Genomic DNA, 18,888 nt, shown 5'->3' on the forward strand with positions numbered 1-18,888 from the left:
TCCTCACATGGGTCGCGGTCGGCCGGCCGGGGCGGTCGGCACTCGGTGGGCGCGCGGATCGGGGAGGAGACCGAGCTGCTGCAGCCGGTCCAGCGGAGTCAGCGGGCGCGGGCCGAGGCCCGACATGTTGTGGGTGACGGTGTGCAGCAGCCGGGGGTTGGCGCCGGTATGACGGACGGCCCGGCGCCCGAGGACCCGGCCGCGCCACGACAGATCGGTGACCATCCGCGCCGCGTTGCCGCTGGTCCTGGCCGCCTGGGTGAGAAGGGGCAACTGCCGCTCGTGGTAGTCGCGCAGCGCCGCGTCCACCGCCGCGGCCGACATCCCGCCCGTACGCTCCAACTGGCCCGACAGCCGCTCGGCGAGGGCACCGGCGCTGGTGATGGCGGTGTTCATGCCCTGCGCCGCCATCGGATGGACGGCGTACGCGGCCTCGCCGACCAGCGCCAGTCCGCGGCCGGCCAGCCGGGGCGACAGCAGCCGCCCGACGGGCAGGGTCTGGCGGCTGCCGAGATGGGCGAGCAGGGACGCGGTCAGCGGCTCCAGGGCGGGCACCTGGGACAGCGCCCGGGCGGCCCAGTCGGTCAGTCCCCCACGTGCCGTGACCCCGCGCAGCTCATCGGGCCCGGCCTGGAGGTAGAGCCGCAGCCGGCCGCCCGGCAGTGGATAGAGCAGCCGCAGCCCCCGGTCGGTGACATACGCGGAGAAGTCGTCGGCCCGCGCCGCCGCGTCGGCGTCGCCGATGTCGAAGGAGACCAGCCGGTGCGGATAGTCGGCCCGTTTGGCCTCGATGCCCGCCCAGGACCGCAGCCGTGAGGAGATGCCGTCGGCGGCGACCACGAGTGGCGCCCGCTGCTCGTAGACCCTGCCGCCTTCGGCCAGCCGCAGTCCGGTGATCCGGCCGGAGTCGTCGCGCAGCGGCGCCTCCGCGCGGACACCCCGGCGCAGTTCGACACCCGGCCCGAGGCTCTCGGCCAGGGCGGCGAGGATGGCGGTGTGGTCATGGGCCAGCAACCACTGGTCGGGGGCGGGCAGTTGGCCGTAGTCGAGGGACATCAGCGCGGTGCCTCGCGGATCGCGGACGACCAGCCGTCCGAGCCGGACCGCCCCCTGCGCGTCGAGCCGCTTCTCCACGCCCCAGGAGCGCAGCAGGCGCAGCGCGCCCGGCTGGAGCACCTCTCCCTTGGCGATCGGACGGACCTTCGGCTGCTTGTCGACCACCAGGACGTCCAGTCCCAGGCCGCCGAGCGCGCGGGCCGCGGCGAGACCGCCGACGCCCGCCCCGCACACGAGCACATCGGGGCTCATTTCCGGCCTCCTTCGCCGATGCCGGTGGTGTCGGTGGTGCCGGGGGTTGTGCCCAGGGCGCCGGACCCGCCGGTGGCTCCCGCGGCCTCCGCCGCTTCCGCGGAGCGGTAGTGGGCGAGGGCCCGCAGCGCCAGGCCCGCCGCGATGCCGTCGTCGGCGTAGCGGGCACAGCCGCGGACGTACTCGTTGACCGGGCCCGGGGTCCAGCCGCCGTCCGCCCGCTGGGCGTCGACGAGCCATCGGGCCGCCGCCGCGACGGCAGGGTCGGCAGGGTTCAACCCGGCGGCCAGCAGCCCGCGCAGCGCCCAGGCGGTCTCCTCGACGGTGCCGGGCCGGGTGCCCTCGCCCGTGCTCCACGAGCCGTCGGGGTGCCGGGTGCGCAGCAGCCAGTCCCTGGCCCGGGCCGCCGCCCGGTGGTGTTCCCCGGTGCGGCCCGCCCGGCTGAGCGCCTCCAGCGCCGCGGCGGTGCCGGGGGTGCCGCCGCGGTACCACATGGCCTCGAACGATCCGTCGGGTCGCTGCCGGCCGAGCAGCCAGCGCACCGCCTTGGCCACGCGCGGGTCGTCGGCCCCGGCCCCGGAATCGAGCAGTGCGCCCACGACCTTGGCGGTCATCTGGGGGCAGGGCCCGAAGCCGCCCGGTTTGCTGTTCCGTACGGCGAGGCTCCAGGACCCGGCCCCGTCCTGGGTGGCGGTCAGCCACGCCAGCCCGGCGCGGACGTGGCGGTCGTCCGCGCCGCCGGGCAGCTTCAGCAGGATGGCGCTGGACTCGGCCGTCTCCAGGGCCATCGGCCAGCTCCGGGGGCTGGAGAACCCCCAGTAGCCGGCCGGGCAGCCGAGGGCGTCGAACGGCTCGGGCTGCTGGTGGCGGTGGAGCATCTCGCGGGTGCCGATCAGCTGCGGGTCAGCCGCGTGACCGGCCTCGATCAGCGCGGCGGTGGCGAAGTTCGTCCAGGTCACGTCGAGGGGCATCAGATCCCAGGAGCCGTCGGGGTTCGCCGCCGAGCGGAGCCAGCGGGCGGCGGCGCGGACCAGGCCGGGCGCCTGGCCGGAGCGGGCGAGGCCCAGGCAGATGAGTCCGGTGAGCCAGGGGTCGGTGCTGAACCCGCCGGTGGCGCCCTCACGTTCGTAGGCGTCATGGACGATCGCCAGGGCCCTCGGCCGGGCCAGCCGGTCCAGGGCGCGGCCGGCCGGGCCGCGGCGGCGGTGGGCGGACTGGGCGAGCGCCTGGCTCGCGTAGATCGGCAGCCGCAGGCTCAGCAGGCGGCGGCTGAGGCCGGGGAAGAGCAGCAGTTCCAGGGGAAGCCGTCGCTGGGCACCCTCGTGGGGCAGTCCGGCGAAGGTGTGGAACTGGCGGATGAGGGCGGTCATCGCGGGTTCCGGGACGGCCCCGGAGCCGCCGAGCTCGTCGAACCGGGCCCGTGCGGCGTGTACGGCCGTCGCCGCCCGGCGGGGGGCGAGCAGGTGGAGCGCCGCGGCGGCGAGCGCGGTGGTGAGGGGTTCGGTGGGCACCCCGCGCATGGCCCAGCCGCCGTCGTCCCGCTGGGTCTCGCACAGCCAGGTGACACCGCGCTCGATGGTCTCGGCCGAGCCCTCCGGATCGGCGAAGTGGAGTGCGGTGAGGGCTCCGGCGGTGTTCAGCGGGGAGGCGTGGTGCGCGCCGAAGACGAAGGCGCCGTCGTCGCGCCGGTGGGCGAGGAGCGCCTCGGTACCGGCGGTGACGGCCGTGCCGACGCTCTCGGTCAAGGCGGAAGCGGGCATGGGAGCGGACCCTTCTGCTGGTGGCGCGCGGTGTTTCAGGGGCGTGGATCGGGGAGGGTGGGCCCGCCGTCGGCCAAGGGGGCGGGGAATTCATGCCGGGCCCGCATCCGGCTCTGGGTGATGACGCTGACCGTGAGGAGCGGCGTCAGCAGCGCCAGGGCTGGTGCCGTACCGGCGCCCCCGGCCACCACCGCCGCGGCCAGCACCAGGCGTTCGGCGACGAGGACGGCGTGGGCGCGCAGGGCCAGCGCGGGGGCGAGGTGTCCGGGTGACCGCAGCAGCAGCCCGAAGGCGCCCGCGCCGCACAGCGCCGCCGCCGACAGCAGCACGAGATAGCCGGCCGTGTCCTTGGGCACCAGCCCGGTGGCGGCGCAGGCCACCGCCACGGCGCCCAGATACAGCGCGGCGGCGGTGTGGGTGGCGCGCCGGACGCCCTGGCGCACCGGCACGGTGGCGTAGCCGCCCTCGCGGTCGCCGTCGACGTCGCGGAGGGTGCCGACGAGGTTGGACGCGGTGTCATGGGCCAGGAAGACCAGGGCGAAGGGCAGCGCCCGCCACGGTGGCCACGGCTGGACGGCCATCGCGCCGAAGAGCACGGTGAGCGCGGTCAGCACGCCGCGTATGAGATTGCCCGACAGGCCACGTCCCTTGAGGACCCGGCTGTAGGCCACGATGCCCGCCATGGCGGCGGCGGCCACGGCCACGGCGCGCCAGTTGGCCCACAGGGCCAGCACGGCCACCGCGATGACGCAGCCGATGCCCGTGGCCACGGCGGCTCGTGGGCTCAACCGGCCCGAGGGGATGGGGCGTTGGGGCTTGCTGAGCGCGTCGAGGTCACGGTCGTAGTAGTCGCCGAGATAGTGGCCGGCGACCCAGCCGAGGGTCGGCGCGGCCCAGGCCACCAGCAACTGCCCCGTGGTGGGGTGTGATCCGGCGAGAGTGGCTCCGGCGAGGCCGACCAGCCCGGGGTACCACAGGGTGTACGGGCGCCAGGTCTGCAGATGGGCCAGGAGTGCGGTGCGCGGGGCCGCCACGGTGTCACCGGTCCCGGCTGACCGACAGATCGGCCACCGCCGCGAGCACGGCGGTGGCCCGGGAGCGGGGCAGCTCCGCCAGACAGGACGTGGCCCGGTCCGCCTGTGCGGTGGCCTGGTCCCGCGCGGCGTCGAGCGCGCCGGTCGTCTCCAGCAGTTCGTGCACCGTCCGCAGGGCGTCGGCGGCGGGCAGGGCGCCGCCGAGCGCCGCCTCCAGCCGGGCGCGGCCCGGGGCGCCGGCCATGGCGTGGCAGAGCAGGACGGGGAAGGTGGGCCGGGCGGCCGCGATGTCGCTGAGGGCGGACTTGCCGGTGGTGCGGGGGTCGCTGGTGTACGGCAGCAGGTCGTCGTGCATCTGGAAGGCAAGCCCCAGATGTTCGGCATAGGCGGTGAGCGCGTGCTGCTGGGCGGGACTTCCGCCGCCCAGGATCGCCCCGCCCCGGCAGGCGGCCCGGAACAGCGCCCCGGTCTTCAGGGAGCTCATGGTGAGATACCGGTCGAGTCCGCAGCCGAGGTCGCCGCGGAGTTCGCCCTCCATCGACTGGCCGCGGCACAGGTCGACGCCGGCCCGGGCGAAGACCCGCACGGCGCCGAGGACCCGGCCCGGCGGCAGCCCGCCGGCCTCTTCGGCGCCGTCGGTGAGCACGCCGAACATGCCCAGCATCAGGGCGTCCCCGGTGACGATGGCGTCGGCGGTGCCGTAGCGCGCCACGACGGACGGACGGCCCCGCCGCGTCGCGTCGCCGTCGATGACATCGTCGTGGACAAGGGATCCCACATGGAGGTACTCCACGCTCAGCGCGGCCGGGACGACGGCCGGTCCGCCGCCGCCCACCGCCTCGGCCGACTCCATGAGCAGCAGCGGGCGCAGCAGCTTTCCCGCCGGGAGCAGGGCGTACCGGGAGATCTGGTGGAGGCGTTCGGCCTCCGGCGGCCAGCGCCGGTCGAGCTCGCGCAGCAGGAGCTCCATGGTCGGTGCGGCCTCCGCCAGCGGGTCGGCCACATCGGTGACCGCGACGTCGGGCGGCGTCATACGGACGCCTCCCGGTACTTCCCGGCGAGCTCCGCGAACGCCTGGTTGGCGGCGGGCTCGGCGACGGTCACCCGTACCCCTTCGCCCGGTTTGCCGCACACCACCACGCCGTGGTCCGCGCAGAACTGGGTGAAGCGCTCCACACCGGAGGTCATGGGCAGCCACAGGAAGTTGCCCTGGCTCGCGGGCGCCTCCCAGCCCTGGTCGAGCAGGGTCCGATGGAGCCGGTCGCGCTCCTCGGCGGTCTCGGCGCACTGCCGGAGCACCTGCTCCTGGGCGCCGAGCGCGGCGATGGCGGCCTCCTGCGCCACGGCGCTCACCCGGTAGAAGGGCAGCACCGAGCGGAGCGGGGCGAGCACGGGCTCATGTGCCACGAGATAGCCCACCCGCAGGCTGAGCAGCCCGTACGACTTGGAGAACGTCCGCACCACACAGACCCGTTCATCGGCGCGGTGCAGTGCGATGCCGTCGGCGACGGCGCCGGGATCGGCGAAGTCCCGGTAGGCCTCGTCGATGACGACCGTGACATGCGCGGGGAGCCGCTCGAGGAAGCGCAGGATGCGCTCCTGGTCCAGCGCGGTGCCGGTGGGGTTGTTGGGGGTGCACAGCAGGACCATGCGGGTGCGGTCGGTGACGGCGTCGGCCATCGCCTTCAGATCGTGGTCGTATCCGGTGAGCGGCACCCGGACGGTGGTGGATCCGGCGTTGGCCGCCATCATCGGGTACGCCTCCCACGAGGGCCAGGCGTGCACCGTGTCCGTATCCGGTCCGGTGAGGGTGGAGAACAACTGCTGGAGCAGCGCGCCGGAACCCGGTCCGGCCAGCACATGTTCCGGGCGCACTCCCAGATGTCCGGCGAGGGCCTGACAGAGCCCGGTGCCGAGGGCATCCAGGGTACGGTGAGCGGTCCGCGCGGTGCGCAGGACGGCGTCCACCACTTCGGGGAGCGGGGGGTGAACGGTTTCGTTGAGCGACATCTGGTGGAAGGGATTGTTCTCCGCGACCACCGGAGTCATGCGATTCCAGCCATCATGCATCGGGCACCATCCATCCATTCCAGCGGGGGATTCGGGCGGAGGGAGGAAAGTCACCGCGCCCGGGTCCCCTTGCCGGTCCGGCCGGATCGGTGGGGAGGAAACCGTTGTGGGCGGGCTGTGACCGTACGGGCAGCCAGTGCGGGTGGGGCCGTGTCCGATCGGTCAGATCAATGAGCGGGTGCGGGCGAAATCCGTCACCATGATTTTGACGGTCTCTCGATCACGCGTCCAATTAGAGTCTTACGGGAATTGATAAACGATTTTTATCGTCCTGTAGTGATCGATCTTCGCCAGCTCACCGTACTCGCTGAGGTCTGTCGCGCCGGCTCGTACAGCGCCGCGGCGGACCGTCTCGGTTACACCCAACCGGCCATCAGCTATCACATGCGCGCGCTGGAACGTGCCGTGGGCGTGCCGCTCACGGTCAAGGCGGGACGGGGGGTACGGCTCACGCCCGCGGGCCACAGACTCGCCGAGCGCGCCCAGGACGTGCTGGCCGGGCTGCGGGATGTGGAGAACGAGTTCGAGGCGCTCGCCGCGCGCACCCGTGGCCGGGTGCGGATGTCCTCGGTGCAGAGCGTCTGTGTCGCCGTGCTGCCCGCGGCGCTGGCCAGGCTGGGCGCCTCCCGTATCGAGGTGGAGGTGGAGCTGGGCCAGACCGACTCCCATGACGCGTACCGGCTGCTGGACGCGGGCGAGACCGATCTGGCGATCGTCGCCGACGATGAGACGGGCGACGCCTCGGGGACCGCACACAGCCCGCTGCGCCGGGTCCCGCTGCTGGTCGACCGCCGCCATGTGCTGCTGCCGCGCGGCCATGCGCTCGCGGGGCGGCGCAGCGTCGGCCTCGCCGATCTGTCGCGGGAGCGGTGGATCCTGGAGCGGGACCGCGAGCGGCTGCTGCGGCGCTGCGCGGAGGCGGGGTTCGAGCCGCGGGTGGTGACCACGACTGATGACCAGGCGACGACTCTCGGCCTGGTGGGCGACGGGGTGGGCATCGCCCTGATGGACGGCCTCGGGCTGCTCCCCCGGCCCGATCCGCGGGTCGAGCCGCGTCCGCTGGACGACTGGCCACGGCGCCATGTCTGCGCGCTGCTGCGGCCGGAAGCGGCGCGGGTGCCCGCGGTGGCCGCCTTGCTGGAGGCGCTGCGGGCGGTGGCCGTCGAGCAGTCGGGGGAGGTCGCCGAGGCGGCGACGGCCTGACGCCGGAGCTAGCCCGTCCCGACGCCGGAGCAATCTCATCCACGCGCCGGAGCTAGCCCATCCGCATACCGGATCTACCTCATCCGCACACCGGAGCGGCTATCTCATCCGGCGCCGGCCAGGCTCAGGGCCCGGGCGCCGGGGGCGCAGCTCTCGCGGAGGGCGGCCAGTTCGGTGGGCGACAGGGTCGCGGCCGCCGTGCCCCGGCGGTCGCCGTCGAGCAGGGCGCTTCCGGCCGCCAGCCACTCCGGGAGGGGTTTCACGCCGAGGTGGTGGGCCAGCCGGGTGAGCTCGCGCTCGGGCGCGTCGAGCAGGCTCTCGTACGACAGGGACATCCGGATCGCGGCCGGGAGCTGGGACAGATGCGCCAGCCCCTCCACGATCGTGTGCGACCACAACCGGCCGAACTCGGCGACAGGTACGGTCCGTTCGTACAGCGGACGCAGATCGGCGTCATCGTCGCTGAGCAGCGCGTCGAGACCGGCCGGAAGGTCCTCGGTGGCCTCGGCGCGCTCCGCCATCAACTGGATCAGCCGGAATCCGGGGTGGCGGCTCATGGAGAGCGCGCAGTCGGCGCCGTCCCGGTGCAGGTGGACGAACCGGGCCTCGGGAAAGACCTCCCTCAGCCGGGGCACCGACCGCAGCGAGTAGCCGGAACGCTCCACGATGGCCCGCCCGCCGAACCGCTCCCCCAGCAGGTCGAACAGCGCTCGGTAGTGATCGGCCACCGGGGCGGCGGGCCGCCGGGACAGCTCCGGCTCCAGCGCGTCGAACAGCGCGTCGGGGTCGTCGGTGAAATGCGGCAGCGTCATCATGCACAGAGCCGGAATGCCTCCGCCCGCCACCGAGAACCGCCCCTTGACATGCGGATACCGGTACTCCGGCAGCGGAATGCCGTCGCGGATGACGCGGTTGGCGAACGACCGCGGAGTGGCGAGGATCCGCCAGAACTCCGTTCCGGTCAGCGGCGCCTCGGGAAGCGCGTCCGGCTCCAGTGCGGCGATCAGCTCGCTCACGCTGAGCAGATCCGGGTGCAGCCGCAGGACGCGGGACAGAGCGGTCGAACCGCATCGTCCGGTCCCCACGACGAAGGTCAGCGGCCGTAACGTCACCCCAGGTGCCCCTTCCGTCTCGACAGCTACCGCCCTTCTCTACCCATCGCCGCCACCGCGCATCCCCGGCCACTTTCGTCGTCACGGATGGGCCCGCCGTCACGGGTGGGTCCGCCGTCACGGGTGGGTCCGCCGTCACGGGTGGGGTCCGCCCGCGCTCTTGAGGTCGGCTCTGCGTGACCGTACGTTCCACCGGACGGCCACCGCAGGACACACCCCCCACACCGCGGGGTCCGACACTGGGTCCGTCACCGCACCTTCAAGACCTTGGAGGAGCCATGCCCGCACCTGTGTTCAGCCGCCGTCACGGTATGCGCGTCGCGGCCGCGGCGGCCGCCGCGCTTCCGCTCGCCTCCCAGCCGCAGTACGTGGCCACGGCGGTCCCCGCCGCCCCGGTCGCCCCCGCCGACGGTTCGCGGCTGGCCGTCATGACGTTCAACCTGCGCTACGCCGGCGACAGCGAGCCCAACTCCTGGGGCCGGCGCCGCCCGGTCATGCGGGAGCTGCTGCGCCGGGCCCGGCCCCATCTGCTGGGCACTCAGGAGGGGCTGTACGGCCAGCTCCGTGATATCGCCCACGACCTCGGACAGCGCTACGCGTGGATCGGCACCGGGCGGATGGGGGGCAGCCGTGACGAGTTCATGGCCGTCTTCTACGACACCGGGCGGCTCGAGCCCGTGGAGTACGACCACTTCTGGCTGTCCGACACCCCGAATGTGATCGGCTCCAACACCTGGGGCGGGGCCGTGGTCCGGATGGTCACCTGGGTGCGCTTCCACGACCGGCGGACCGGCGAGGAGTTCTACGCCCTCAACACCCATCTGGACCACCGCAGCCAGAACGCCCGTGACCACGCCGCCGCTCTGATCACCGAGCGGCTCGGCGGGCTGGACTCCGCGCTCCCCCGCATCGTGACCGGCGACTTCAATGTGGCGGCCCATGGCAACCCGGTCTACGACGCGATGCTGCACGGCGGCACGCTGGTGGACTCGTGGGACACCGCCGAGCGGCGCGGCCCGCTGTACGGGACGTTCCACGGCTTTGGCCCGCTGGTCCCGGACGGCGACCGGATCGACTGGATCCTGACCTCACCCGGTGTGCGCACCCACCACGCCGTCATCGACACCTACTCCGGGGACGGCCAGTACCCCAGCGACCATCTGCCGGTGCGGACCGTCCTGGAGCTGTGACGCGAGGCGCCCGCGCCGAATGCCGTGATGCCGTCGATCCGCTCCCCCTGGGGGCGGATCGAGCGGTTCGCCGCGCCGCGCGCCGTCCCCGCCGCATTCGGAGTGCCTGCTCAGCGGCTGGATGCCGCGTCGGAGATCCCCCGCAGCCGCAGCAGGGCGGCCACGGCCAGCAGCGCCACACAGCCCGTGAAGATGAGCCCGGCGGAGCGCAGCCCGACCGCGAGCGACAGCGCCCCCACGCCGATCACCGGAATCGAGATCGCCAGATACATCAGCACGAACAGGGCGGAGGTGACCTCGGCGCGCCGGTCGGCCGGGCTGCGCTCGGTCACCACCCGTACGGCGGCGAGGAACGACAGCCCCTGGCCCGTCCCCGCGATCACGGCGCCCAGCACCAGCAGCGCCAGCGACGCGATCGCCAGCGAGACCGCGATGGCCGCCATACCGGCCACCAGCACCGCGCACCCTCCCGGCAGCGACCGCCCCGGGCCCAGCCGCCGCCCCAGCGCCTGCCCGGCGACCGAGGCGGCGAACACGGAGAACACCACGGCACCGGCCACCGCGAGATTGCTCTCCCCCTCCACCTCGCTCAGGAACGTGGGCGACACCGAGGTGAACAGGCCCAGTGTGGCGAAGCCCGCGAACCCCGCCATCGCCGCGGCCGCGAACGTCGCGCGCATCTCCTTGGGCACCCGCAGCCGCTGCGGCCTCAGCGGCGGACGCCCTCGGGTCCGTACGGTCTCCGGGAGAGCGAGCACCACGGCGGCGGCCACCGCCACCAGCGCCAGGTCCACCACGAACACCAGCTTCAGCGGCGCCGGGGCGTACTGCGCCAGCAGGCCGGCCAGCAACGGGCCGACACCGAGGCCGCCCAGGTTGGCCCCGGTCGCGAGGAGGGTGGCGGCACGGCGCCGGGGCTCGGGGGCCAGCTCGATCACCATCACGGTGGCGGTGCCGGTGGCCAGACCGGCGGACAGCCCCGAGAGGGTGCGGCCCGTGAACAGCTCCGGCAGTCCGCCGGCGAGGAGGAAACACACCGCGCTCAGGCCCGACAGTGCCAGCGCGGCCAGCAGGACGGGCCGCCGCCCGATGAAGTCGGACATCCGTCCGAGCAGCAGCAGCGCGACGATGACCCCCGCCGCGTACACGGCGAAAATCACCGTGACCATGAACGAGGAGAAGCCGAACTCCCGCTGATAAAGCGAGTAGAGCGGGGTGGGCAGCGTCGTACCGCACATCGTGACCACGAAGGCGTAGGCGGCCGCGAGGAACGGCCATCCCCTCTCCACGCCCTTCCGGCTTTCCATACGACCCGATTCCACCACACATCACCTCTCCGTCACATGCGGTGGCGCGCCGCCGCCTTCCTGGCGGGTTACGTGCGGTAGCGGGGCATCCCGTCATTCGGTCCTGATCGCATGCGGCAGGATGGCACCTCACGCCGGAGCCGTACACATGTACGCACGGCGCAGCCCGTACAACCCAGGCACGAACAGGTGACAACGTGATTCCACAGAACTCCAGACCGGAGGCCGCACCGACGACCGCCGGCCGCACGGCCGGTTCTGACGCGCTTTCCGGCATAGCGGGCGGTAGCCGATGAACCGGGACCTGACGTTGCACGATGTCATCGTCGTCGGGGCGGCGCTGGTCTGCGGCGCGGCCGGTGGTGTGCTGTTGCGCGTGGCGCTGCGCTGGCTGGGTGAGCGGGCCCGCTCCACCCGGTGGAGCGGCGACGACATCATCGTCGACACACTGCGCACACTGGCGCCGTGGGCGTCGATGGCCGCCGGTGTCGCCGCCGCGGCCGCCGCGCTGCCGCTGACCGCCACGGTCGGCCATGACGTCAATCAGACGCTGAAGGCCGTGCTGATCCTGGTCAGCACGGTCACCGCGGCGCGGGTGGTGGCCGGTATGGTGCGCTCGCTGGCGCTGTCCCGCTCCGGGGTGGCGGGAACGGCCACCATCTTCGTCAACATCACGCGGATCGCGGTGCTGGCGATGGGCGTGCTGATCCTGCTGGAGACGCTGGGCGTCTCGATCGCACCGCTGCTCACCGCCCTGGGCGTGGGCGGTCTGGCGGTCGCCCTGGCGCTGCAGGACACCCTGGCCAACCTCTTCGCGGGGGTGCACATCCTGGCCTCCAAGACGGTGCAGCCCGGCCACTACATCCGGCTCAGCAGCGGGGAGGAGGGCTATGTGGTCGACATCAACTGGCGCAACACGGCGGTGCGGCAACTGTCGGACAATCTCGTCATCATCCCGAACGCCAAGCTGGGCAACACCATCATGACCAACTTTCACCAGCCCGAGCAGCAGATGTCGGTCATGGTCCAGGCGAGGGTCGGCTACGGAAGCGATCTGGACCAGGTGGAGCGGGTGACCATCGAGGTCGCCGGGAAGGTGATGTCCGGCGTCGAGGGCGGGGTCGTCGACCACGAGACGAGCGTGCGCTTCCACACCTTCGGAGAGTCCGGCATCGACTTCTCGGTGTTTCTGCGGGCCCTGGAGTTCAGCGACCAGTACCTCATCAAGCATGAGTTCATGAAGGAGCTGCACCGCCGGTTCCGCGCCGAGGGCATCGAGATCCCGCTGCCCACGCGTACGCTCGTCCTGCCCGACCAGGACCGGCTGCCGCTGCTGGACCGTTCGGCGATCTGACGCCGTCAGGGCAACAACCGCCGCTCGGTGGCCACCGCCACCGCCCCGGCCCGGGTCTCGACCCCCAATTTCCCGTAGATCCGACCCAGATGGGTCTTGACCGTGGCCTCGCTGATGAACAGGGCCCGGGCGATCTCCCGGTTGCCCAGGCCACGGGCCAGTTGCCGGAGGATGTCGCGCTCCCGCTCGGACAGCCCGGGGCGCGGGCTGCGCATCCGGGCCAGCACCCGGTCGGCGACCGGGGCGGACAGCGCGGTACGGCCGGAGGCGGCGTTGCGGATCGCCGCGAACAGCTCCTCCGGCCGCTCGGCCTTGAGCAGATAGCCGGTGGCCCCGGCCTCGATGGCACGGGTGATGTCGGCGTCGGTGTCGAACATGGTGAGCACCAGGACACGGGGCGCGGGCGGGTCGCCGGAGACCAGCCGCCGGGTGGCGGTCACCCCGTCCATGCCCTCCCCGAGCTGCAGATCCATCAGCACCACATCGGGCCGGAGCGGGGCGGCCATGGCGAGGGCCTCCTCGCCGCTGCCCGCCTCGCCGACCACCTCGATGCCGTCGGTACTGGCCAGCAGCGCCCGCAGCCCCGCCCGCACCACGGCGTGGTCGTCACAGAGCAGCAGCCGGATGGCGGGAGCGGGCGGGACCGGGCCCGCGGCGGGGCCGGGCGACGGGGACACGGCCGCATCCGCGCTCGGAGCAGCGCCGGACGACGGGGATGGGGTCGGGCTCATGCCGTGGCCTCCACGGGACGGTCGGGGACGAGGGCGGGAAGGGGCTCGACGGGGATCGCGGCCGAGACGACGGTCCCCTCGCCCGGTGCGGATTCGACGGTGAGCGTGCCGCCCAGTTGCCGTACGCGGACCCGCATCGCCCGCAGCCCGTGTCCGCGCGACCGGTCCGCTCCTGGCGCGGGGACGGCGTCGGTGTCGAAGCCGCGGCCGTCATCGGCGATGTCCAGACAGATCTGGTCGCCCATACAGGTCAGGGTGAGCGCGGCCCGGCTCGCCCCGGCGTGCTCCCGCACATTGGCCAGCGCGCCCTGGGCGATGCGCAGCAGTGCCGCCGCCACCCGCTCGGGCAGCGGCCCGAGGGGGCCGTCGAGGTGGAAGTCCACCGTCTGCCCCGCGCCGCTCTCCCGCTCGGCGAGCGCGCCGAGCGCCTGGGCCAGGGAGCGCTCGGCGAGGTCGGCCGGGGCCAGGTCCTGGACGAACCGGCGGGCCTCGGCGAGGCTGCGGGAGACGATCTCCGCCGCGTCGCGCATATGGCCTCGGGCCGCCTCCGGATCCGTCTCCCAGGTGCGGTCGGCGGCCTGCAGCAGCATCCGCTGGCTGGACAGGCCCTGGGCGAGGGTGTCATGGATCTCCGAGGACAGCCGCTGACGCTCGGCCAGGATTCCGGCCCGCCGCTCGGTCGCGGCCAGATCGCGACGGGTGCGGACCAGATCGTCGATCAGCACCCGCTGCCGCGCCGACTGGCGCCGCAGATGAATGAGGACGGCGGCGGCCACGGCGGCGATGGCGGGCGGCGCGATCAGCGCGTTGGGGTCGAAGCCGTCGTGCATGAACCGCAGTTTCGAGGTGACGACGAGCGCGGTGAGCACGGCGGCCAAGGGCACCGCGAACCGGGTGGGCAGCGTGTGCAGACCGGTGAAGAAGAGCGGCATGGCGCACCATGCGGCGCTCGGCGCCAGGACCAGCAGCGCGACCCATGCGGCCAGCACCGCTGTCAGCCAGACCAGATAGCGGCCGGAGGGCCGGCCACCGGGGCTGGGCGCGGGCGCCGGCCACCGGCCGGGCAGATAGAGCGCGCCGAAGGCCACGAAGAGGGCGATGACCCAGCCGTTCGGCGGGGTGCCGGTGTCCCGGATCAGATAGCGGACCAGCGAGGAGCCCAGCAGCAGGAAGAACGCGATGTGCAGGACCGCCGTCAGCCACCGCTCATCCGGATCGTCCACGCCGTCGGTCCCGGACCGCCCGGACCATGCCGACCACATCGCCGACCACGGCGCCCATCCTGACCGTCCGACCGCCCTGACCGCCGACCGCACCCCTGGCCTCCCAACTCTCCCGGTTTCACTGCGGACCTCTCCGGTCCTTCTGGGATCACTCCCTCAGCCAGTCCTAACGCGCCGGACCGGACGCCGCATCATCCGATCGGTTGATACGGGGATCACCCGGACCGCGTCCGGACCTGGACCGCTCCGCCGATCCGCGCCGCCGCCACGGCGCCGAGGCTGGTACCGACAACAGCGACGCGGGAACGCATCGTCCGCCGCGCGTCCGTACGACGACCACGAGAGAGTCCACATGCCCGCCAAGAACCTCGGCGTCAACCGCTCCGCCCTCGGCCACCGGGTCTCCTACGCACTGCGCCACCCGCAGCGCGTACCGCGCCACCTGTTCCGTGCCACCCGGGACGCCTGGCTGCGCTACCGCTACCCCGACCACGTCGCGTACTACCGCGCGGTGATGCGGTCCGACACCCGCACCAGCCCGGAAGCGGCGGTCGGCAGCCGCAGCCATGAGCGGTGGCTGGCGCTGGGCGCGATGCAGTTCGACTATCTCCTGGACCACGGTCTGCGGCCGGAACACCGGATGCTGGAGATCGGCTGCGGCAATCTACGGGCGGGCTGGCGGTTCATCGGCCATCTGCAGCCGGGCCACTACTACGGCGTCGACATCTCGCCCGAGATCCTCGCGGCCGCACAGGACACATTGGTGCGCGAGGGGCTGCAGGGCCGCCGTCCCACCCTCACCCCGGTCCGCGATCTGACGCTGCGTTTCCTGCCCGACGCCCACTTCGACGTGGTGCACGCGCACAGTGTCTTCTCGCACTCGCCGCTGCCCGTCATCGAGGAGTGCCTGGCCCATGTCGGCCGCGTCATGGCGCCCGGCGGCTGGTTCGACTTCACCTTCGACCGCACCGAGGGCGTCGAACACCAGGTGCTGCGGGAGGACTTCTACTACCGCACCGAGACGCTCATCGCGCTGGCGGAGAAACACGGTCTGGCGGCCCGGTTCATGACGGACTGGGAGGAGCTGCCGCACGGCCAGTCGAAGATCCGTATCACCCACCGCGAGGCCGCTCAGACGTCCTGACCCGCCGTTCCTCAGCCGGTGCTCCCTCTGCGGTGGCCGACTATTCGGTGACGCAATACCTGAGGCATATGTTGACGTTCAATCGGGCGTTGAGGTTCCACTGGGATCCTGTGACACACTTCATATCGCAACACAGAGGACAAAATCGTTGCCAGGGAGTGCCGTAGACTTTTAGTACGTACTGTTGCGTGGTGGATAGACGAATACATGGAGCACCAAGAGGTCACTCATGCAGCCCTTCGTACTGAAGCACGCAATCCCTGCCGAGCGGTCGTCGGTCAGCGTTACCTACGCCTATGACGCCGCCCTGCAGTTGAATGTCCTCTCCGACGGGCGTCCGGCCATCGCCGACCGTGCGGTGCTGCTGGCCACCGGCACCACCACGTCCACAGCGGGTTCGAAGACGCACTTCGACGACTGACCTGCGCATACGTCGATGACGGTACTCATCCTGACCTGTCGCCAGGATGTCACCGCCGACTTGGTGGTGGCAGAGCTGCGCGAACAAGGCGTCCCTCTGGTGCGTTTCGATCCAGCCGACCTTCCGGATCAGGCCGGGCTGTCGGTCGAATTCGATCGCGGTGACTTCACGGGATATCTGTCGACCGAGGGACGCCTCGTCAGCATCCACGGCGTGCGGTCCATCTGGGTGCGCAGGCCGGGCCGCCCCGCGGCCCACGCGGCGAATGCATCGGAGTGGCTGACGGCCGAGTGCGGACAGGCGCTCTACGGGATGCTCTACGGGACAACGGCGCGCTGGATGAACCATCCAGCGGCCGCCGAACCGGCCCGGCACAAACCGTTCCAGTTGCGGGTCGCCCAGCACAGCGGTTTCGCCGTGCCCTCGACTCTGGTCACCACCTATCCACGCGCGGCGCGCGATTTCGCCATCCAGTGCTCGGACATCGTGGTGAAATCCGCGTCCGGTCCACCGACCGCCGATCCGCCGGTCGCACTGCCTACTACCCGTATCGGACCGGACACGGATTTCTCCGATGTCGCGGCCGGGGCGACCCTTCTTCAGCGGTACATTCCCAAAGTGGCCGACATCCGGCTGATCTGCGTCGGCAGCGAGTTATTCGCCGCGCGCAAGACCGCCGCCTCGGGGCAGGTGGACGGGCGCTATGGATGTCATGGACACCGCTGGGAAGCCGTGGATGTGCCCGCCAGAATCGTGCGCGCCGTTCATGAGTACATGGCTCTCACCGGTCTCGCCTACGGGGCCTTCGACTTCGCCGAGGACGCCGATGGCCTTTGGTGGTTCCTGGAGTGCAACCAGGGCGGGCAATTCGGCTTTGTCGAGCTGGAGACCGGTCAGCCCATCGCGGCGGCGGTCGCGTCCTGGCTGGCGGCACCCGGCGCCGCCCACCGGTGACGACGGGGCCGGAGCACCGTGTCTCCGGAGGTGGCGCGGTGATCACCGAGCCGGCGTGCGACGGCGGTCCCGTCCGCGTTCGCGCCGGCCCGGGGCGCCCCCGAGCACTCCTGTGCACAGAGCGTGGCGACCGGCTACGCAGACGGGCGGCGCTGCGCCGGACCGGCCCGTCGGTCGTATCCTGAAGCGAGAGTCCGCGCTACCCAGGGTTTCCCGCCCCTCCCTCAGCGTGGGAGGTTCCGATGACCGTCGCCGACCCCATCCGCCGCCCGACGGACGCGTCCCGCTATGCGCCGATCGCCGAGCACGGTCTGATCGGCGATCTGCGCACCGCCGCGCTCGTCGATACCCGCGGCACCATCGACTGGTACTGCCCGGTCCGGTTCGACGCACCCAGTGTGTTCGCGTCGATCCTGGACGCCGACCGCGGCGGTTCGTTCCGGCTCACACCGGAGGTGCCCGCCCGGACGAAGCAGTTCTACTTCCCCGACACCAACATCCTCATCACCCGCTTCTTCGCGGACGACGGGGTCGCCGAGGTCCAGGACTTCATGCCGATCGTGGACGACTCACGCGAGGCGGACCGGCACCGGCTGATCCGCCGGGTGCTGTGCGTTCGCGGATCGCTGCCCTTCACCGCACGGGTGGCGCCCCGGTTCGACTACGCCCGGCAGTCGCATACCGTGCGCGCCGAGGAGGGGCTCACGATCTTCGAGTCCCCCGAGCTGTCGCTGGCGCTCACGTCCAGCGTCGCCGTGGAGACCGACGGCGCCGATGTGGTCTCCACGTTCAAGCTGGTCGAGGGCGAGGCCGCGGTCTTCGCGCTCGACCGGATCGGCGGCACGGTGCAGCCGCGGCACTGTCCGCAGGCGGAGGCGGACGAACTGTTCGACGCCACCGTGCGCTACTGGCGGCGCTGGCTCTCGCAGTCCCGCTACCGCGGGCGGTGGCGGGAGATGGTGCACCGCTCGGCGCTCACCCTCAAGCTGCTCACCTACGCGCCGACCGGCGCCATCGTGGCGGCCCCGACGACCAGCCTGCCCGAGCAGATCGGCGGCGAGCGCAACTGGGACTACCGGTATGTGTGGGTCCGCGATGCCGCGTTCTGCATCTACGCGCTGCTGAGGCTGGGCTTCGCCCAGGAGGCCGAGGCGTTCGTCCGGTTCCTGTCCGAGGACATCAGCTTCGATAACGGCCCCGGCGGCCCGATGCAGATCATGTACGGCATCGACGGCCGCAGTGAGATCCCCGAGCAGACGCTCCCCCATCTGGAGGGCCATCAGGGCTCCGCCCCGGTCCGGGTCGGCAACGCGGCGGTCCACCAGCTCCAGTTGGACATCTACGGAGCGCTGGTGGACTCCCTCTACCTCTACGACAAATGGGGGCAGCCGCTGGCCAGCGACCACTGGGACACCGTCAGCGACGCCGTCGGCTGGGTCTGCGACAACTGGGACCGGCCCGATATGAGCGTCTGGGAGACCCGCGCCGGCCCGCAGCACTTCCTGTACTCGCAGCTGATGTGCTGGGTCGCGATCGAGCGGGCGATGCGCATCGCCCGCCACCGCGGCCTGCCCGCGGACATGGCCCGCTGGTCGAAGGCGCGCGATGACATCTACCGCCGGATCATGCGCTGCGGCTGGTCGCCGCGGCGGCGCGCCTTCGTGCAGCGCGAGGGCGAGGAGGTGCTCGACGCCTCGGTGCTGATGATGCCGCTGTCCAAGTTCATCTCCCCCACCGACCCCAAATGGCTGTCCACGCTGGACGCGCTGGGCGAGGAGCTGGTGTCCGATTCGCTGGTCTACCGCTACGACCCCAAGGTCAGCCCGGACGGGCTGCGCGGTGAGGAGGGCACCTTCTCGATCTGCTCGTTCTGGTACGTCGAGGCGCTGTCCCGGGCCGGACGGGTGGACGATGCGCGGTTGGCCTTCGAGAAGATGCTCACGTACGCCAACCATGTCGGGCTGTACGCGGAGGAGATCGGCCGCACCGGTGAGCAGATCGGCAACTTCCCTCAGGCGTTCACCCATCTCGCGCTCATCAGCGCCGCGTTCAACCTGGACCGGGCCCTGGGCTGATC

The 18,888-nt window shown here is 72.1% G+C and carries 16 protein-coding genes; 7 read left to right on the top strand and 9 right to left on the bottom strand.

Going from position 1 to position 18,888, the window contains the following annotated elements; translation table 11 throughout:
• Positions 1-3 precede the first annotated feature (3 nt).
• Genes STRVI_RS23665 through STRVI_RS23685 form a run of 5 tightly spaced genes read right to left on the bottom strand, consistent with a single transcriptional unit; the run spans position 4 to position 6,151 of the window.
• A complete protein-coding gene (locus STRVI_RS23665; protein WP_014058156.1) occupies positions 4-1,308 on the bottom strand; it encodes an FAD-dependent oxidoreductase in 1,305 nt (434 codons plus the stop codon).
• Positions 1,305-3,068: a prenyltransferase/squalene oxidase repeat-containing protein gene (locus STRVI_RS23670; RefSeq protein ID WP_014058157.1), complete on the bottom strand. Its 1,764-nt coding sequence runs from the start codon at positions 3,066-3,068 to the stop codon at positions 1,305-1,307. The genes STRVI_RS23665 and STRVI_RS23670 overlap by 4 nt, the downstream gene beginning before the upstream one ends.
• A gap of 35 nt (positions 3,069-3,103) precedes the next feature.
• Positions 3,104-4,102, bottom strand: coding sequence for a UbiA family prenyltransferase (locus tag STRVI_RS23675; RefSeq protein ID WP_014058158.1), 999 nt, complete (start codon positions 4,100-4,102; stop codon positions 3,104-3,106).
• 4 nt (positions 4,103-4,106) lie between these two features.
• On the bottom strand, positions 4,107-5,135 hold the full coding sequence (locus STRVI_RS23680) for a polyprenyl synthetase family protein (RefSeq protein ID WP_014058159.1): 1,029 nt from the start codon (positions 5,133-5,135) through the stop codon (positions 4,107-4,109).
• Complete coding sequence (locus STRVI_RS23685) at positions 5,132-6,151, bottom strand: aminotransferase class I/II-fold pyridoxal phosphate-dependent enzyme (RefSeq protein WP_251982724.1); 1,020 nt, start codon at positions 6,149-6,151, stop codon at positions 5,132-5,134. The genes STRVI_RS23680 and STRVI_RS23685 overlap by 4 nt, the downstream gene beginning before the upstream one ends.
• Positions 6,152-6,448: 297 nt before the next feature.
• Between STRVI_RS23685 and STRVI_RS23690 the strand changes: the two genes are divergently transcribed.
• Positions 6,449-7,375, top strand: coding sequence for a LysR family transcriptional regulator (locus STRVI_RS23690; protein WP_014058161.1), 927 nt, complete (start codon positions 6,449-6,451; stop codon positions 7,373-7,375).
• Between the two features lie 104 nt (positions 7,376-7,479).
• On the opposite strand, the gene STRVI_RS23695 is transcribed toward STRVI_RS23690, so the two are convergent.
• On the bottom strand, positions 7,480-8,487 hold the full coding sequence (locus tag STRVI_RS23695) for a sulfotransferase family protein (protein ID WP_014058162.1): 1,008 nt from the start codon (positions 8,485-8,487) through the stop codon (positions 7,480-7,482).
• A 278-nt stretch (positions 8,488-8,765) separates the two neighbouring features.
• Here STRVI_RS23695 and STRVI_RS23700 point away from each other — a divergent pair, with 278 nt between their 5' ends.
• A complete protein-coding gene (locus STRVI_RS23700; protein WP_014058163.1) occupies positions 8,766-9,677 on the top strand; it encodes an endonuclease/exonuclease/phosphatase family protein in 912 nt (303 codons plus the stop codon).
• Between the two features lie 110 nt (positions 9,678-9,787).
• Here STRVI_RS23700 and STRVI_RS23705 read toward each other — a convergent pair whose 3' ends face one another.
• Complete coding sequence (locus STRVI_RS23705; RefSeq protein ID WP_014058164.1) at positions 9,788-10,984, bottom strand: MFS transporter; 1,197 nt, start codon at positions 10,982-10,984, stop codon at positions 9,788-9,790.
• Positions 10,985-11,276: 292 nt separating this feature from the next.
• Here STRVI_RS23705 and STRVI_RS23710 point away from each other — a divergent pair, with 292 nt between their 5' ends.
• A complete protein-coding gene (locus STRVI_RS23710) occupies positions 11,277-12,338 on the top strand; it encodes a mechanosensitive ion channel family protein (protein WP_014058165.1) in 1,062 nt (353 codons plus the stop codon).
• A gap of 5 nt (positions 12,339-12,343) precedes the next feature.
• On the opposite strand, the gene STRVI_RS23715 is transcribed toward STRVI_RS23710, so the two are convergent.
• Both STRVI_RS23715 and STRVI_RS23720 read right to left on the bottom strand, forming a co-directional pair.
• Positions 12,344-13,069, bottom strand: coding sequence for a response regulator (locus tag STRVI_RS23715; RefSeq protein ID WP_014058166.1), 726 nt, complete (start codon positions 13,067-13,069; stop codon positions 12,344-12,346).
• The gene (locus tag STRVI_RS23720) at positions 13,066-14,331 is read right to left on the bottom strand and encodes a sensor histidine kinase (RefSeq protein ID WP_050993736.1); all 1,266 of its coding nucleotides are present in this window, start codon (positions 14,329-14,331) and stop codon (positions 13,066-13,068) included. The genes STRVI_RS23715 and STRVI_RS23720 overlap by 4 nt, the downstream gene beginning before the upstream one ends.
• Before the next feature lie 313 nt (positions 14,332-14,644).
• On the opposite strand from STRVI_RS23720, the gene STRVI_RS23725 reads away from it, so the two are divergent.
• The 4 genes from STRVI_RS23725 (at position 14,645) to STRVI_RS23740 (ending at position 18,886) form a co-directional block, all read left to right on the top strand.
• The gene (locus STRVI_RS23725) at positions 14,645-15,436 is read left to right on the top strand and encodes a class I SAM-dependent methyltransferase (protein WP_014058168.1); all 792 of its coding nucleotides are present in this window, start codon (positions 14,645-14,647) and stop codon (positions 15,434-15,436) included.
• Positions 15,437-15,665: 229 nt separating this feature from the next.
• Entirely contained in the window at positions 15,666-15,857 is a 192-nt protein-coding gene (gene tgmA, locus STRVI_RS23730) for a putative ATP-grasp-modified RiPP (protein WP_014058169.1), read from the top strand.
• A 15-nt stretch (positions 15,858-15,872) separates the two neighbouring features.
• Positions 15,873-16,811, top strand: a complete 939-nt coding sequence (tgmB, locus tag STRVI_RS23735; protein ID WP_014058170.1) for an ATP-grasp ribosomal peptide maturase — start codon at positions 15,873-15,875, stop codon at positions 16,809-16,811.
• Positions 16,812-17,053: 242 nt separating this feature from the next.
• A complete protein-coding gene (locus STRVI_RS23740) occupies positions 17,054-18,886 on the top strand; it encodes a glycoside hydrolase family 15 protein (protein ID WP_014058171.1) in 1,833 nt (610 codons plus the stop codon).
• The last annotated feature ends 2 nt before the right edge of the window (positions 18,887-18,888 follow it).

The sequence above is a fragment of the Streptomyces violaceusniger Tu 4113 genome (genome assembly GCF_000147815.2).
In the GTDB taxonomy this organism is placed as follows: Bacteria; Actinomycetota; Actinomycetes; order Streptomycetales; family Streptomycetaceae; genus Streptomyces; species Streptomyces violaceusniger_A.